Below are 16,296 nucleotides of genomic sequence, written 5' to 3'. Positions count from 1 at the left end.
CCGCGTCGCGACGCATCTCGCCGTACGGCGCCGGAACGGCCGGCACGCGGCGAATCCGGAGTCTCCGATCGGGCGCACGCATGTCGACCTTGCTCTTTTCAGCCAGCGTACTGTTCTTCTCCCTCAACGCATTCAGCGTACGGGCGACCTTCGCCGCCTATTTCCTGCTCTGCGCGCTCGCCTTTCTTCGCGCGCCGACGCTGATGAACCGGCAGCGGCACCTGTTTCCGGTCTGCGCGTACTGGCTGATCAGCATCTGCCTCGCGTTCGTGCTGTCCGCGTTCGGCGATTTCTACGTGAACTTCTACGTCAAGTTCGTGCTGATCCAGACGTACATCGCGCTGAGCTACTGGATGTTCGCCGGCGGCGTACTCACGCGGGATGCGCTCGACACCGCATGCCGGACGCTCATCTACGTCCACGCCGCGTTCTTCACGTTCCAGCTCGTCTATTACCTCGGCACCGGCACCTTCATCGACTTCGACAGCTACGTCCGCGAAGCCGACTCCGAAGCGCTCTACGCGACCAAGGCGCTGACCGACAGCCTGATTTCGATCCGTGCGCTCGGCCTGTATTCCGAGCCGTCGTTCTATGCGATGACGGTCGTGCCGAGCGCGGTGGTCCTGCTGCTGTCGCGGCGGCGCATGACGCTGGCGCCCGCGGTCGGGTTCGCGACGGCGCTGCTCAGCTTCTCGGTCGCGTCGATGGCCGTGTGCGCCGCGTTGTGCGGGCTGCACGTGCTCGTCGGGCGCGGCCGGCTGCGGACCCGGATCGCCGTCGTCGTCGTCGCGATCGCGTGCGTGCCCTGGCTTTACAGCGTGTACGACCAGCGGGTGAACCAGTCCGTCGACTACGACGCGGTCGGCAGCCGTACGCTCGTGCTGACCGAGCTGACCGAGCGCGACGTCGTCGCGGGCGTGTTCGGCGGCGGCCTCTTCTGGGACGAGCGCAACAACGTCGGCAAAACGCACCTGCGCGGCTATCAGGTGCGCGACAGCTCGTTCTACATCTACCTCGTATTCGCCGCGGGCGTCGCCGGCTTCGTCGTGTTCTTCGGTACGCTGGCCATGCTGTTTCGCCGCAAGGGCCGACGCAAGTATCTGCTCTATCTGCTGCCGATCCTGCTGTTCAAGTATCACGTGCTCTATGGCATGCTCTGGCTCACCATTCTGCTGTTCGTCGTGCTGGCCGACCAGGATGCACCGCATCGGCGCGCGGCCGTCCGCGCGATCCCCAACCTGTCCGGCGACGAACCCGTCGCGCATCCGACATGACATCACTCCGACATGCGTCGACGTTTCGCGCGCTGAAACGATCGCTCATCGCGGCGCTGTGGATGACCTGCGCGACGACGGCCGCGCACGCCGGCGCCGTACCCGCGCCGCCCGGCGAGGTCATTGCGCACAGTCCGGCCGCCACGCGCGTGTATCTGGGCTCCCCGTCGCTGGCCCTGCTGCCGAACGGCGACTACGTCGCGAGCTTCGACACGTTCGGCGCCGCGGCGGCACAGAACCGCGTGTCCGTCTTCGCGTCGCACGACAAGGGCGCGACCTGGTCCAGGCTCGCCGACGTGCCGGACCAGTACTGGTCGTCGCTGTTCGTGCTGAACGGCGCGCTGTATCTGATGGGCACCAACCGCTCGATGGGCACGCCGTCGATTCGCCGCTCCGACGACGGCGGCGCGTCGTGGACCACGCCGGTCGATGCGTCCACCGGCTTGCTGCCGTATCCCGGGCGCTTCATCACCGGGCCGGTTCCGGTGCTCGTCGATCGCGGCCGCGTCTGGCGCGCGTATGAAAGCGTCGACGGCGGCGACCTGCGCGCGACGGTGCTGTCCGCCCCCGTCGATCGCGATCTGCTCGACGCACGCAACTGGCGCATGTCCGCGCATCTGCCGTCGGACAAACGCTGGCTCGACGGCAGATTCCAGTCGTGGGAAGAAGGCAACGTCGTCGGCAGGCCACGCGCCGCGCCCGTCGTCATGCTGCGCGTGAATACGGCGAACGGCCCGGAGAAAGCCGCGCTGGTGACGACGAGCGACGACGGCCGCACGCTGTCGTTCGACCCGACGCGCGATTTCGTCGGCCTGCCCGGCGCGGGAAAGAAATTCACGATCCGCTTCGATCCGCAGTCGAAGCAATACTGGACGATCGCGAACGCGGTGCCGAAGCGCGTCGGGCCGGTGAACCTCGAGCGCGTGCGCAACACGCTGGTGCTGTTGTCGTCGCCCGATCTTCGGCGGTGGACCGCGCGGCGTATCCTGCTGCAACACGCGGACCCGAAGCGGCACGGCTTCCAGTACGTCGACTGGCAATTCGACGGCAGCGATCTCGTTGCCGTGCTGCGCGTCGCGTTCGACGACGCGGAAGGCGGCGCAGCGAGCCAGCACGATTCGAATTTCATCACGTTCCTGCGCGTACGCGGGTTCCGCGAGAACGCCGCATCCGATGCGCTGACGCAAGAGCTGCAGTAGCGCGGCGGATGCCGCCGCCCGTCTATTTCTTGAACACGCCGACGACGTCGCTGCCGTCGACCACCAGCAACGCGCCGATGCGCTGCTCCTGCATCAGCAGCAGCGCATCCTCGACCCGCGTACCGGGCCGCACCGTGCAGGGCTCGATCGACATCATGTCGGCCGCCGTGCGCCGCAACACGCCGTCGCCGTACCGCTCGATCGCGCGGCGGATGTCGCCGTCGGTCACGATGCCCCATCCCACGTTCCGCTTCACGATCGCGAGCCCGAGGCGCCCGCGCGTCATCGCGTCCAGCACGTCGAGCGTCGACGTGTCTTCCGTCACGAGCGGCAGGTCGCGGCATGCCATTTCGTCGTCGACCGTGGACAGTAACCGGCGGCCGAGCGAGCCGCCCGGGTGGAAGCGCGCGAAGTGCTCCGGCTGGAAGCCGCGCGCCCGCATCAGCGTGACCGCCAGCGCATCGCCCATCGCGAGCGTGGCCGTCGTCGACGCGGTCGGCGCGAGTTGCAGCGGGCACGCCTCGCGTTCGACGCCGATGTCGAGGTGGACCCGCGCGGCGCGCGCGAGGGTCGACGCAGGATTGCCGGTCAGCGCGATCAGGTCGTTGCCGTTGCTGCGCAGGAACGGGATCAGCTTGATCACCTCGTCCGTTTCCCCGGAATTCGAAATCGCGAGAAACGTGTCGTCCGGCGTCACCATCCCCAGATCGCCGTGATAGGCCTCGCCCGGATGCATGAAGAAGCCGGGCGTGCCGGTGCTCGACAGCGTCGCGGCGATCTTCCTGCCGACGATGCCGGACTTGCCCATCCCGCACACGACGACGCGCCCGCGCGAGCCGAGCATGATCTCGACCGCGCCGTCGAAATTCGCGTCGAGCCGCGCGGCCACGTCGGCCAGTGCCCGCGATTCGATCTCGAAGACCTGCCGGGCGGATTCAATATGGTTCTGTCGCATCATGGGTTTGCCGTTTGAGAAGGGAGACGACGCGCGCGACGTCGTCGGGCGTATCGACGCCGGGTGGCGGCGCATCGGGCCATCGCATCACGTCGATCGGCATGCCGAGCCACAGCGCGCGCAACTGCTCGAGCTTCTCCCATTGCTCGAGTTCGCACGGCGCGGCGGCCGCCAGCGACTGCAACGCTGCATTCGCGTAGCCGTAGAGGCCGATGTGTCGCAGAAAGCCACCGCCGTTCGAGCCGCTCGTTTGCGCGGGCCGGCCGTCGCGGCAGAATGGAATCGCCGCGCGCGAGAAATACAGCGCGCGGCCCCGGCCGTCGACGACGAGCTTGACGATGCCCGGCTCGTCGAGCAGCGCGACCTCGCCGACCGGGCAGGCCACCGTCGCGACACCGAGGTCCGGCGCCGCGCCGCAGAAACCGGCGAATGCCGTCAGCAGCGCCGTGGGCACGAGCGGTTCGTCGCCCTGCACGTTGAGCACGGCATCGGTGTCGCGCCAGCCGAACGCCCGCGCGACTTCCGCCGCGCGATCGGTGCCGGACGCATGGCCGGCATCGGTCATCGCGAAACGGATGCCGCGCGCGGCGAGCACCTGGGCAATACGCGGATCGTCGATCGCCACGACGATGTCGGTATCGGGCAGCGCACGGCTCACGCGCGCATGCACGCGCACGATCATCGGTTCGCCGTCCAGATCGACGAGCGGTTTTCCCGGCAGTCGCGTCGAGCCGTATCGGGCCGGAATCACGACGTGCAGCGGCCGCGCGTTATTGAACGACGTCATGGCTGCTCCATGCTTCGAGCAACGGCCGGTACGCGTCGTCGAGCGACAACCCGGCACCGGTCAGCAGATGCTCGGCCACCTCGCGCGCCACGCCGCGGCCGCCGGCCGTGCGTACGACATGATCGACGCGGGCGCGGACGAGCGGATGCGCATCGGCCGGCGCATACGACACGCCGACGCGTTCGATGACCGCGAGATCGTTCACGTCGTCGCCGACGTACGCGATTTCTGGGTCGCCCAGCCGTTGCCGCGCCTTGATGTCCGCGTAGCCGGCGGCCTTGTCGTCGCAGCCGGTCACCAGCTCGTCGACGCCGAGCTGTGCGGCCCGCCAGGCCAGCGCGCCGCTATGCTTGCCCGACAGGATGCCGATGCGGATCCCGTGCGCGCGCAGCAGTGCGACCGCGACGCCGTCGTGCGCATGAAAGCTCTTCATGAACTCGCCGTCGGCCGTCACGTGCAGCAGCCCGTCCGTCAGCACGCCGTCGACGTCGAACACCACCAGCCGCACGGCCCCGCGATACATCGCGCCGCTCACCGGATATCGAGCGGCGCGAGCCGCTTGACCAGATCGTCCACCGCCTTCGTCTGCTGCAGGAATGGATCGAGCAACGCGAGCGGCAGCGCACTCGGGCCGTCGCAGCGCGCGTGGTCGGGATCCGGATGCGCTTCGAGGAACAGCCCGGCCAGCCCGACCGCCATCCCGGCGCGCGCGAGATCGAGCACCTGCCGCCGCCGGCCGCCCGACGCGGCGCCGTGCGGATCGCGCATCTGCAGGCTGTGCGTGACGTCGAAGATCACCGGGCAGTCGCCCGCCGCATCGCGCATCTGGCGAAAACCGAGCATGTCGACGACGAGATTGTCGTAGCCGAACGACGCACCGCGCTCGCACAGGATCACGCGGTCGTTGCCGGCCTCGCGGCACTTCGATACGACGTGCTCGATCTGCGTCGGGCTCATGAACTGCGGCTTCTTGATATTGACCACGTTGCCGGTCTGGGCGATCGCGACCACGAGATCGGTCTGGCGCGCGAGGAACGCCGGTATCTGCAGCACGTCGACGACCTGCGAGACCGGCCCGGCCTGCCACACCTCATGCACGTCCGTGATCACGGGCACGCCGAACCGGTACCTGACTTCGTCGAGGATCCGGAGCCCCGCGTCGAAGCCCACGCCGCGATACGAGTGGATCGACGAACGATTGGCCTTGTCGAAGGACGCCTTGAACACCAGCGGAATGCCGAGGCGGCGCGTGACCTCGACGAACGTGCCGCAAACGTCGAGCGTGAGCTCGAGGCTTTCGAGCACGTTGAGGCCGCCGAAGAGGACGAACGGCAGGTCGTTGCCGACCGTGACGTCCGGCGTGATGGTTACATTCATAGGGTTCTCCACGAAATGAGGACGATGGTGTTCGCGTCGTGCCGCGCCCGCCGCCGCGCGAAACGCGGCGCTCGCGCGCCGCTGCCTGCCGACGTCAGCGCTCCCCGCTTGCCGCATAGAGCGGCGCAAGCTCGCCGAACAGGCGCTCCTCGCCGAAACGCTGCCGCGCCTCGCGGTTCGCCCGGCGGCCCAGTTCCGAGCGCAGTGCGGCGTCGCCGGCGAGGCGCTGCAGCCACGCGGCCGCGTCGGCCGCCGTCGCATAGATCACGCCGGTCTGCAAATGACGGACGACATCGACGTTGCCCGCGCAGTCGGACACGACGACGGGCCGGCCGGCCAGCATCGCCTCGATCACCGACACCGGCATGCCTTCCCACGACGAGGTCGACAGGTACACGTCCGCGCCGCCGAGCCGGCGCTCGACTTCGTCGCGCGACAGCCATCCGGTCACTTCGACGCCGGCCTTCGCCAGTTCGGCCTTCGATCCGTCGTCGCCGTCACCGATCCACACGAAGCGCGTGCCGCGCGCGCGCATGCCGTACGCGATCTGCGCGAACAGGCCGGGATTCTTTTGCGCGCGGATGCCGCCGACCGTCACCACATACGCGGGACCGTTCGCCGGCCGCGCGGCGTCGCCCGAATGCGCGGCCGACGCGGCCTCGACCACCGCATTCTCGACCACCACCACCGGCTGACGAAGCCACGTGCGAATCGCACGACCTTCGCTTTCCGAGCACGCGACGTAAAGGCACTTCCGCACGCATGCGATTCTCTCCAGAGCGACGAACGCCAGGCGCTTCACGCGCGAGATGTCGCGACGCATGAACGAAATGCAGTGCGGGCTGTAGAAGAACGCCGCCTTCCGCAACGCAAACAGCGTCGACAGCCGCCCGAAAAAGCCGGCAAACGACGAATGCATGTGCACGACGTCCGGGCCGATCCCGTTGAGCGTCGCGCGCAGGCGCATCGCGGTCCGCAACGGGCCCGCGCCTTTCATCTGGACGTGGCGCAACGACACCCGCGCGTCGAACATCGCGGCCAGGCCGGGCGGCGTATCCGGCCGCACCGAATAGACGACGTGCACGTCGTGCCCTTCGCGAGCGAAGCGATTTGCGATCAGGCACACCATCGACAACGTGCCCGTCGCGCTGGATTCGACTACGTGGACGATTTTCATCGGATCCGTTCCATCAAAAAATGAGCCGTCGCGCACCGACGCCGAACGACGCTGAACGACGTCGTCAAACCCGCGGCCCGCGCCCCGCGACCGCATCGATATACGCGAGCACGCCGGACCGTTCGATCACGCGCCCCCATTCGAGCGACTTCATCGCAGCCGGATCGGGGCGACGCGCACGGATCCGCGACAGCGGAAACAGTTCGTCGAAGATCGCCGCGCCGGTGACGTGGCACGGGATGCCGAGTTCTCTCGCGGTGCGTACGTTCGACGGCGCGTCGTTGCAGACGATCCTTTTCCCGAGCGACGCGTATTCGAGCAGCTTCGTCGGCGTCTGGAAGCAATGCGGCCGGTGATACGGAAAGAAGCACACCGCGTAGTCGCTGTCGCGGACGATCCGCAGCGCGTCGGGCTGCGGCACGCGGCCGACGAAGCGGATGCCGGGCGTGTCGGCGAAGGCCGCGCGGATTTCAGGCTCCGGCTGGCCGACCAGCACGAGCGTGTCCGCTTCGTCGCGCCGCGCGTCCCGGTAGGCGGCGAGCACCTTGTGAAAGCCGCGTTCGCGGCTCATTTCGCCGATATAGCAGAACCGCCCGGACGGCGTCGGCGCGGCGCCGGCGTCGTCGCCGGCCGCGACATCGGCGCGGGCTCCGGGATCGGCTCCGCCATCGGCCGGCTCGAAGATCCAGTCCGGCACGCCCATCGGCAGCAGCAACGCGCGTACGCCGTCGCGAAACGCCATCGCGTCGCGCATCCGCTCGTTCTGGAAGATGCGCAGATCGGGCCGCACGTTCAGCACGCGCTTCACGCGATCCTTGACGGCCGCGAGCCGGCCCACCGACAGCGATCGATAATCGTGAATCACGAACCGCGCGGGCGGCAACGCCCGGTAGAAACCCATGATGCACCACAGGATGCAGCGCTCCCGGTCCGGAAAGCGCGCATACGCATCGAGATCGCCGTCGAACACCGCGAACCCGTGCGTTCTCAGCCGACGGCCGTAGGCGGCGATCTCGGGATAGTTCGCCTTGCCGGGATGCAGAATGAACACGTTCATTTCGATTCCTGTCCGTTGTCGAGAATGCGCGCCGGCACGCCGACCGCGACGCCGCCGTCGGGCACGTCGGTCAGCACCACCGCGCCGGCGCCGATCCGCGCGCGGTCGCCGATGCGAACCTCGCCGAGCACGACGCTGTGCGCGCCGAACTCGACGTGATCGCCGATCGTCGGCACGCCGCCGAGCGTGCCGTCCTTCCGGATCGTGTTGCCGACGGTCACGCCGTGCCGCAGCGTGCAGTAGGCGCCGATCACCGCGTATCCGTTGATCACGAGACCGGTGCCGTGATAGATCGCGAGCCCCTTGCCGATCTTCGTCCTCGCCGGAATCTCGATGCCCATCAGCCAGTCGCACAGCACGATGTACAGCAGGATCAGCGGCGCGCCGGCCAGCAGCGTGAACCGGCTCCGGCACGCGAGGTAGTGCACGACGCGGTAGAAGATCACCACGCTGCGCGTCTTCACGAACGCATTGCGGCGGCAGTCTTCGGCGATCGCGTCGGCGGTCTGTCGCAACGTGACGGCCATGTCAGCGCGCCCCCCCAAACACGCGCCGGGCCGCATCGGCCGGGATACGCGCGGTGCCGAAATAGTCGATGCCGTCGACCAGGAACGAATGGATGTACTTCAGCAGCCGCTCGCGGTCGAATTCCTTGTAGAAACACCGCCCGAGCGACACCACGCGCTTGCCGTACAGCATCGCCTCCAGCCCGACCGTCGAATTGATCGTGACGACCGCATACGCATGCCGCAGCAGCTCCGTGGTCGGCGACGTGACGATCTCGAAGTGATACGTCTGCTGCAGGCGCACGATCGCGTCGATCTCGGCCGCGTCGGTTTCCGCCGGATGGAGTTTCACGAACAGATCGGCGCTCTCGTTCGCCGCGAACTCGAACGCATGGCGAATCGCGTCGAGATTGCCGACGTCCGAGTGCAGCTTGATCTGCGTATCCCCGGCCACCTGAAGCGGCAGGAATACATAGCGGCAGGTCGACAGCGTGTCGGCCGACATCCAGATGGCCTGGCGCGGCGCCGGCATCCCGTTGCGCGCGCGCACGCTCGCCAGACGCCGCCGGCCGACACCGCGGCTGATCACCTTCAGCACGTAGTTCGTCGCGGACGTCGCCTTGCGTCCGAACGACGTCCGCGCCTGCGGCAACGGCTTGCGCTTGTCGCGTTCATAGGTCGACAGCCAGCGCGCATGTGTGTCCTCGTCGGGCAGCGGCAGGCGATCGATGACCTCGGGGTTGCGGCTGATCGTCGACAACGCATTGACGCCCAGCGAATCGACGAACAGCTTGCCCGGCAGATTCGAGATCTCGATGAAGCGGGTCGCCACGCCCTGCACCGTGCACGCCTGCCGCACCGCGCGGCACACGAGCTGCTGCCCGTTCCACATCACGCACTGCTCGACCCGCAGGCCGCGCAGGACTTCCGACGCGATATGGAAGATCGCCGCCGACTCGCGCTTCGCACGGGCCTCGGTCATCTGCCCGTTCATCACTTCGATCGACAGTTGGTACGGCGTGCGGTCGGCCGGCCCGCCATCGGGCACGTCGATCGGCATCAGCCGGTTCAGGTACACCGACCGGAAGCCGCCCAGCAGCAGGCCGAGATGCGCGACCGGCTCGCTCGTCAGGAACGCGAATTCATACTCATGCCGGACCGCGCTCACCAGACGGGTGGCGAAGTAGTAGCGCTCGAGGGAATCGATGACTATCAGGATCATGGTGTGCTCGTTCGTCGTATCGGCGCTCTCACGCCAGCTCCGCGGATCGGGACAGGTTCGCGTCGAGGACCCGGTACGTCAGCGCGATGCCTGCCGCCATCAGCGCCGCGCCGGTCAGTGAAAAGATCATCACGCTCGTGGGGGCCGACAGGTTCGTCAGCCGCGCGATGCCCAGCGCGCCGACGAGACACGTCCCGCAGGTCAGCTGAAACAGGAAATCGACGCGCTGCGCGCGCGTGGCCAGAAAGATCTGCGACAGCGGCACGTAGATCAGCTGCAGCGCGAACAGCGGCATCAGGCTGTGATAGAACCCGACCGAGCCGCGCCAGCTTGCGCCGAAGAACAGGTCGACGAGCGGCGCGAACAGCAGCAGCCCGCCGGCCAGGTATACGACCGCGAGGCCCGCGAGCGCGCGTGCGTAGGTGCGGTACACCAGATGCACCGCCGAGCCCGCATCCGGCCGCGCCATCGCGCCGATCGCGTCGCGCCGAAACACGCCGCCGACGCTCTGCGCGATCAGCGAAACCGGAAAGAACCCGAGCCGGTAAGCCGCGGCGAAGTAGCCGGCGCTCTGCGCATCGAACCAGTGCGGAATGGCGATCGCCAGCGCATAGGTCAGCACCGACGCGCACAGCGTCGACGGCAGGATGTACAGCGCGAAGCGGCGATTCCTGACAAAGAAACCCGGCGACAACCTGAACGAATACCCGGCGCGATAGCCGTTCAGCACGATCGCGCCGGCCATCACGGCCGAAACGGCCGCGGTCACCCACGCGTACAGCGCGAATACGTCGACCTTGCCGCATGCGGAGCACGCGAGCGACAGCACGAGGCCGATCAGGAACGCACCGTTGACGACGATGCGCGACAGCGCCATCCATCCGTAGCGTCTGAGGCTGTTCAGGTAGGCGCCGGCGGCCAGCTGGACGAACGATGCCAGCGCATAGACGGCGACCGGATAGAAGTCCGTGCGGCCGGCGATCGCGATCAGCATCCCGCCCGCGGCGGCGACGAGCACGCTCAACGCCGTCACGTTGACCAGCGCGTTGAACGATTCGCCCGGCGCATCGTCGACGCACGCGAGTTCGTAGCGGAACGCGAGCAGCGTGCCGGCGAACGACGCCAGCGCGAGCAGATAGTTGAAATGGCCGAGCGACTCCGGCCCGAACCGGCGCCCGATCACGAAGATGCAGACGAACAGCGCGACCTGTCCGACCACGACGCCGGCCAGCGAAACGATCGAATCCCGCGGATTGATCATCGTGCCTCCGTACGCCGCGCGCGAGCGGATTCGCATGCCGGGCCGCGGGCCGCGCGATACGTATCACGCATCCTGCGCTCCATACTCGTAGGCGACGTAGCGATAGCCGCCGTACTTCGAACCGTATCCGTACTGTCCGAGGCGCGGATTGACGCCGTTGAAGATGACGCCGTTCAGGCGCACACCGTTTTGCGCGAAGCGCTTCGCGGATTCGTCGATCTCGCCGAGCTTCGTCTTGCCCGCCATCGTGACGAGCAGCGCGGTGCCGGCGACCGCGCCGAGAATCCCGGTATCGGGCACGGCGAGCACCGGCGCCGAGTCGATCACGACGATGTCGTAACACGCCGACAGACCGTCGATCAGCGCGGCGAGATTGCGGTTCAGCAGCAGTTCCGCGGGATTTTTCGGCATCGTGCCGGTCGAGATGAAGTCGAGACCCTCGGCGACCTCGCGATGAATCACATCCTCCACGCGTGCGCTGCCGGCAATCAGCTCCGTGAAGCCGCTGCCGCGCGGGAAGCCGAGATAGTCGTGCATGCGGCCCTTGCGAATGTCGCCGTCGATCAGCAGCACGCGCTTGCCGGCGCTGGCCATCACGAACGCGAGGTTCGACGAGATGAAGGTCTTGCCGACGCCCGGCGCGGGCCCGGCGATCAGCACGATGTTGTTCTTCGCCTCGAGCATCGCGAACTGCAAGGCGGTGCGCAGGCTCCGCAGGCACTCGACGGCCGGCTCGTTCGGGAAGTCGATCGACAGGATCGACTTGTGGCCGCTCTTGCGCGCGGCCTCTTCGGCCAGGTCGCGCTGATGGTCGCTGATCGGTACCGTCGCGTACACCGCGAGGCCGAGACGGCGCTCGATCTCGTTGTGGTCCGAGATGCCGTGGAACAGCATCGAGCGGACGATCGCGGTGCCGCAGCCGGCGAGCAACCCGAGCAGCAGCGACGCCAGCGCGACGAGCACCTTCTTCGGCCGCACCGCCACTTCCGGCACCGCGGCCGTGTCGACGAGACGCACGTTGCCGACCTTGCCGGCCTGCACGAGCTGCAGCTGTTGCATGTTGTTCAGCAACGCCGTGTAGAGGTCGGTGTTGACCTTCACGTCGAGCATCAGCCGTACCGCTTCCTGCTGCAGGTCCGGCAGACGCCTGATCTGCTGCTCGGCGGCGTTCCGATAGCCGCTCAGCGCGGCGATCTGCTCGTCGATCACGGTCACGCTCGGGTGCCGCTCGGTGAAACGAGACATCAGCTCCTGCCGCTTCTGCTGCAGTTCGAGCAGGCGCGTCTTCGCGTCCGCGGTCTGGGCCAGCGCGAGCTTCGCCTCCTCGGTGAGGTCGACCGTGCCATGCGCGTCGCGCAGTCTGGTCAGGCGCGCTTCGGAATCGGCCAGTTGCTGCTTGAGCTGCGGCAACTGCGCGGTCAGGAATTCGAGCGACTGCGCGGCCTCCGCCGATTTCCGCTCGATGTTCTGCCGCACGTACTGACGGCCGATCTCGTTCATCGTGTCGCTGACCCATTTCGGATCGGTATCCTGAAGACTGGCGACGACGACGTCCGACTGCTTCACGCGCTCCTGCACGTTGAGGCGGTCGCGAATGTCCTCGATCGTCTTCAGCCGCGAGTGGCGAACCAGCACGAACGCGGCGCCGGGCTTCGCGGCGATCGACGCGACCTGCAGCACGATCGGGCCGCGCGGCGAGGCGAAGCGCTCGAGCGTGCCGACGGTGCCCTCGACCGGCGCATCGAGATCGCCGCCGTCGAGCCGATAACGCTTGCCGCCGAGGCTCGTCAGCGTGAACGCGTCGCCTTCGTTCTTGCGCGGCACGTCGAAGCGCGACACGTCGATGCGTTCGCGGCCCCACGCGTAACCGCCCAGGCCGGCCAGGCCGGGCTCGGACAGGCCGTCCCGGTGGCGCCCGATCCAGTCGCCGATCAGCGGAAAACGCTTCGGCTCCGCGTCGATGAACAGGTTGAGCTTGTCGACCGCGCGTTCGACGACGAGGCGCGACGCGAGGATCTGCTGTTCGGCGGCGGCCGACGACTTGACGTCGAACAGTGCCGATACGTCGCCGAGCAACGACTTGGCCGCCGACGTGTCGGGGCTGTCCTCGACCTGGACCATGATGTTGGCTTCGAACACGGGCTTGCCGAGAATCGCGTACGCGAGGCCGGCCGCCAGCACCACGCACGTGATGGTCGCGATCAGCCAGCGGCTTTCCAGCAGGATGTCGAGCACCGCGACGAAATCGGTCTCGCTACCGTCTTCGGCGGTTTGCTGCGGCGGGGCGGAGGGTTGGGTCATGGCAACGATATGAGGCGTATGGGTTCCAGTGGGGCGCCGACCGACGGCAGCTTCAGACGATACGAAGGCGCTTCGACCACTCGGACACGCCGAGTTCGATCAGTCGCGCGCAGCGTTCGAATACGAATCTGGGCTGGCGGTAAGGGTCGTGCACGTCGAAATCCGTGTATTCGCCGAGACGGAACACGCGCCCTCGCACGAACGGGAACTGGTTCTCGAGCGACGTGCGCTGCCGACGGTCCATCACGAGGATCAGGTCGGCGTCGGTACACAGCGCGCGGTCGACCTGCCGCGCGCGATGCGTCGACACGTCGAACCCGCGCAGCCGCATGACGTCCTGCGCATACGGCGCGGCCGGCATGCCGGCCAGCGCGTTCAGGCCGGCGGAAGCGACGCGGCGCCCCGGCATCGACTGACGCAGCATCGCTTCGGCCATCGGGCTGCGGCAGATGTTGCCCTCGCAGACGATCAGGATCGATTCCATCATTTGGTCGCGATCGCCGCGGTCAGGCCGGCGTTGATGGCCGGCAGCAACAGGCTGAGCACGCGGCTGAAGCGGACGAGCCCATTGCCGTCGACGTAGACGACGTCCTGCGGCTTCAACTGGAATTGATTGGCCAGCACCATCGCGACCGGCGAGCGGGCATCGAGGTGATAGACCTGCGGCTGCTCGTCCTGCATCCCGCGCACCACGTAGAGCTGCGCGGCGTCGGCCGTGTTCGCGTTCAGGCTGCCGGCCTGCGCGATCGCCTCGCTCAACGTCAGCCGGCCATTACGCATCGGCAATGCCGTCACGGGCTTGTTGACCTCGCCCATCACGAACACGCCGCTCTCGTCGCGCGCCAGCACGCGCACGAGGTCGCCGTCGCGCAGCACGATCTTCGACGGATTGCGGCCTTGTTCGGCCATCTCGGTCAGATCGATGCGGCGCTCGACGCCGTCGCGCACCAGCACGATCCGGCTCTGGTCCGCCGCCGCCGAAAATCCGCCGGCCCGCCCTATCGCGTCATACAGCGTCATCGGGATGTCGTTCACCGGCTGCGAGCCCGGCGTATGCACCTCGCCCTCGATATACACCTGCTTCGCGCGGAACGATGCGATCCGCACCGTGACCTGCGGATTCCTGAACGTCCTGTCGAGACGGCGCGCAAGCTGCGTCTGGACCTGCTCGGCCGTCAGCCCCGCGACTGCCAGCCGGCCCGCATAAGGAAACTGCAGCGTGCCGTCCTGATCGACGACGAAACCCGGCGGCGCATCCGCGGCGCGCGGCGCGGACTGTGCCGGCGCGCCGAGAGCCGCCGCCAGTTCGGGGTGATCCCATACGGTGATCTGCAACACGTCGCCGCGGCCGACGGTGTATGCGTCCGGCGACGAGACGACATCGCGGAGCTCGCCGCGCGTACCGCGTTCGGTATCGCGCATGCGCCGAATCAGCGACAGGTCGATATTCGTCACCGGCACCGGCAGCGTGGCGCGCTCGTCGGGCGTCGCGCCGCTTTGCAGTGGAATCGATGCCGGCTGATACATGCGCATGCCTGGCGCGATGCCGCACGCACCCAGCAGCGCGCACAGCGGCACGATCATCACGAGTGGACCGGCACGCGATGGCCGGCGCGGCGCGCGCGCCGACTCCATTTGACGCAACCTCTGCATTACAACCTCGCACTTTTTTAGTCTGAAATTGCTCCGGTCGCCTCGCGTCGTGTCGACCGCGAGTACAGCACCCCTGTCGAGACCGGACATGCTTGCTGCCACGACATACCGTTGCGCCGGCTCCCGCCGCGCAACGTCGCACCTCTTCTCCGCGTGCGGGCGGCAGTGGCGGCTAATACGCGCCCGAGCCGCGCACCACCACGTTGATCGTCCTGAACAGAATGCCGATGTCGCGACGCAGCGACCAATCGCGAACGTAGGACACGTCGAGCGACACGCGCGTCGAATAGTCGGTGTCGTTGCGGCCGCTGACCTGCCAAAGGCCGGTCATGCCGGGCTTGGCCATCAGGTAGTAGCGCACGTCGGCGCCGTAGCGTTCGAGCTCGGCCTCGACGATCGGGCGCGGCCCGACCAGGCTCATGTCGCCCTTCAACACGTTCAGCAACTGCGGCAGTTCGTCGAGGCTCGTCTTGCGGAGCAGGCGGCCGATCGGCGTGATGCGGACATCGTTCTTCAGCTTGAATTCGCGCTCCCATTCGGCGCGCGCTTCGGCGTCGCGCTCCAGCAGCGCCTTGAGCGCCGCATCGGCGTTCGTCACCATCGAGCGGAATTTCAGGCACTTGAACCGCCGGCCGTTGCGGCCGACGCGCTCGTGCCCGAAGATCGCCGGACCGCCGTCGCGCCTCACGGTCCATGCGATGCCCAGCAATGCCGGCGCGAGCAGGACGAGCAGCAACGACGCGCCCACCAGGTCGAAGCTCCGCTTGACCATCTGCCTGACCATCCGCTTGACGCGCCCGCGCGTCCGGTGGCCGATCTCGAACTGGCCGCGCCGGTCCGCGTGTGCGATCGCCGCCGCGCGCACCTGACCGCCCGCACGTTCGATCATTCCGAAGATCGCGAGCGTCAGCGCGCGGAACGCGATCAGGCCGATCCCGCTGGCGAGCGTCCAGCACACGAACCACTCGCTCGACAGCACGTGCGCACGATGCAGCATGTAAAGCAGCGCGGTGCTCATGCCCTGCACGACGATCCATGCAAGCACCGTGCGCCCGAGCAGGTGCAGCGCCGAGCGCGTCCGCGCGCGCTCGTAGATGCCGCAGGCGGGAAATACCGACAACGCCAGCGCGGCGGCAAACGCGACGAGGGCGCCGTCGAACAGGGTGCCGCGCGCACCGCCGGTCGCACCGATCAACGCGGGGATGAACGCGCCCAGCACGATCAGTCCGATATCGGTCGCTCGATTGATCAACGAATTCATTGATATGAACTCCTAATTCATCGTCCAACATCCGTTCGCAACGCAGCGAGGCATCACGTCACGCGGCACTCGGCACGCCCGCTTCGGCGCCTCCGTTTCAACGTTTCCGCAGTGCATCATATTCGGCGCGACTGGCGCTTTTATCGCTTGCGTCCGAATCCGCCTTGTTGATGGCGGAACACATCAAGGCCGGTTCCGCACGCAATCATTCAATCCATTTCTCGAATCGTGCGATGCATGAGCGATGCACGAATAACGTGCGTCCG

Annotated in this window: 15 protein-coding genes; 2 read left to right on the top strand and 13 right to left on the bottom strand. The window is 67.5% G+C overall.

The window, feature by feature from the left end:
- Positions 1-80: 80 nt before the first annotated feature.
- Positions 81-1,274, top strand: coding sequence for a hypothetical protein (locus HWX14_RS23965; protein WP_175884852.1), 1,194 nt, complete (start codon positions 81-83; stop codon positions 1,272-1,274).
- Between the two features lie 62 nt (positions 1,275-1,336).
- Positions 1,337-2,473: a sialidase family protein gene (locus HWX14_RS23960; protein ID WP_244130367.1), complete on the top strand. Its 1,137-nt coding sequence runs from the start codon at positions 1,337-1,339 to the stop codon at positions 2,471-2,473.
- A gap of 22 nt (positions 2,474-2,495) precedes the next feature.
- On the opposite strand, the gene HWX14_RS23955 is transcribed toward HWX14_RS23960, so the two are convergent.
- From HWX14_RS23955 to HWX14_RS23895, 13 genes are all read right to left on the bottom strand, one after another.
- Positions 2,496-3,431 (bottom strand): KpsF/GutQ family sugar-phosphate isomerase, encoded by a 936-nt coding sequence (locus tag HWX14_RS23955; protein ID WP_175884850.1) that lies wholly within the window; start codon positions 3,429-3,431, stop codon positions 2,496-2,498.
- Positions 3,409-4,215: a 3-deoxy-manno-octulosonate cytidylyltransferase gene (gene kdsB, locus HWX14_RS23950; protein ID WP_175884849.1), complete on the bottom strand. Its 807-nt coding sequence runs from the start codon at positions 4,213-4,215 to the stop codon at positions 3,409-3,411. Before kdsB ends, HWX14_RS23955 begins: the two co-directional genes overlap by 23 nt.
- The gene (locus tag HWX14_RS23945; RefSeq protein ID WP_175885553.1) at positions 4,199-4,738 is read right to left on the bottom strand and encodes an HAD-IIIA family hydrolase; all 540 of its coding nucleotides are present in this window, start codon (positions 4,736-4,738) and stop codon (positions 4,199-4,201) included. Before HWX14_RS23945 ends, kdsB begins: the two co-directional genes overlap by 17 nt.
- Positions 4,739-4,746: 8 nt before the next feature.
- Positions 4,747-5,592 carry a 3-deoxy-8-phosphooctulonate synthase gene (kdsA, locus tag HWX14_RS23940; RefSeq protein WP_175884848.1) on the bottom strand — a complete coding sequence of 282 codons (846 nt, stop codon included), beginning with the start codon at positions 5,590-5,592 and terminating at the stop codon, positions 4,747-4,749.
- 94 nt (positions 5,593-5,686) lie between these two features.
- Positions 5,687-6,769, bottom strand: coding sequence for a glycosyltransferase (locus HWX14_RS23935; protein WP_175884847.1), 1,083 nt, complete (start codon positions 6,767-6,769; stop codon positions 5,687-5,689).
- Positions 6,770-6,833: 64 nt separating this feature from the next.
- Positions 6,834-7,826 (bottom strand): glycosyltransferase, encoded by a 993-nt coding sequence (locus HWX14_RS23930; protein ID WP_175884846.1) that lies wholly within the window; start codon positions 7,824-7,826, stop codon positions 6,834-6,836.
- Positions 7,823-8,353, bottom strand: a complete 531-nt coding sequence (locus tag HWX14_RS23925) for a DapH/DapD/GlmU-related protein (protein ID WP_175884845.1) — start codon at positions 8,351-8,353, stop codon at positions 7,823-7,825. The genes HWX14_RS23930 and HWX14_RS23925 overlap by 4 nt, the downstream gene beginning before the upstream one ends.
- A gap of 1 nt (position 8,354) precedes the next feature.
- Positions 8,355-9,554 carry a capsular biosynthesis protein gene (locus tag HWX14_RS23920; protein WP_175884844.1) on the bottom strand — a complete coding sequence of 400 codons (1,200 nt, stop codon included), beginning with the start codon at positions 9,552-9,554 and terminating at the stop codon, positions 8,355-8,357.
- Positions 9,555-9,582: 28 nt separating this feature from the next.
- The gene (locus HWX14_RS23915) at positions 9,583-10,815 is read right to left on the bottom strand and encodes a translocase (protein WP_175884843.1); all 1,233 of its coding nucleotides are present in this window, start codon (positions 10,813-10,815) and stop codon (positions 9,583-9,585) included.
- Positions 10,816-10,878: 63 nt separating this feature from the next.
- Positions 10,879-13,116: a polysaccharide biosynthesis tyrosine autokinase gene (locus HWX14_RS23910; protein ID WP_175884842.1), complete on the bottom strand. Its 2,238-nt coding sequence runs from the start codon at positions 13,114-13,116 to the stop codon at positions 10,879-10,881.
- A gap of 52 nt (positions 13,117-13,168) precedes the next feature.
- On the bottom strand, positions 13,169-13,603 hold the full coding sequence (locus HWX14_RS23905) for a low molecular weight protein-tyrosine-phosphatase (protein ID WP_175884841.1): 435 nt from the start codon (positions 13,601-13,603) through the stop codon (positions 13,169-13,171).
- Positions 13,600-14,700, bottom strand: a complete 1,101-nt coding sequence (locus HWX14_RS23900; protein WP_244130366.1) for a polysaccharide biosynthesis/export family protein — start codon at positions 14,698-14,700, stop codon at positions 13,600-13,602. Before HWX14_RS23900 ends, HWX14_RS23905 begins: the two co-directional genes overlap by 4 nt.
- A gap of 241 nt (positions 14,701-14,941) precedes the next feature.
- Positions 14,942-16,030 carry a sugar transferase gene (locus tag HWX14_RS23895; protein WP_175884840.1) on the bottom strand — a complete coding sequence of 363 codons (1,089 nt, stop codon included), beginning with the start codon at positions 16,028-16,030 and terminating at the stop codon, positions 14,942-14,944.
- Positions 16,031-16,296 lie beyond the last annotated feature (266 nt).

The sequence above is a fragment of the Burkholderia sp. BCC0044 genome, from assembly GCF_902832955.1.
GTDB lineage: Bacteria > Pseudomonadota > Gammaproteobacteria > Burkholderiales > Burkholderiaceae > Burkholderia.
This window is presented reverse-complemented; position numbering and strand designations above follow the sequence as displayed.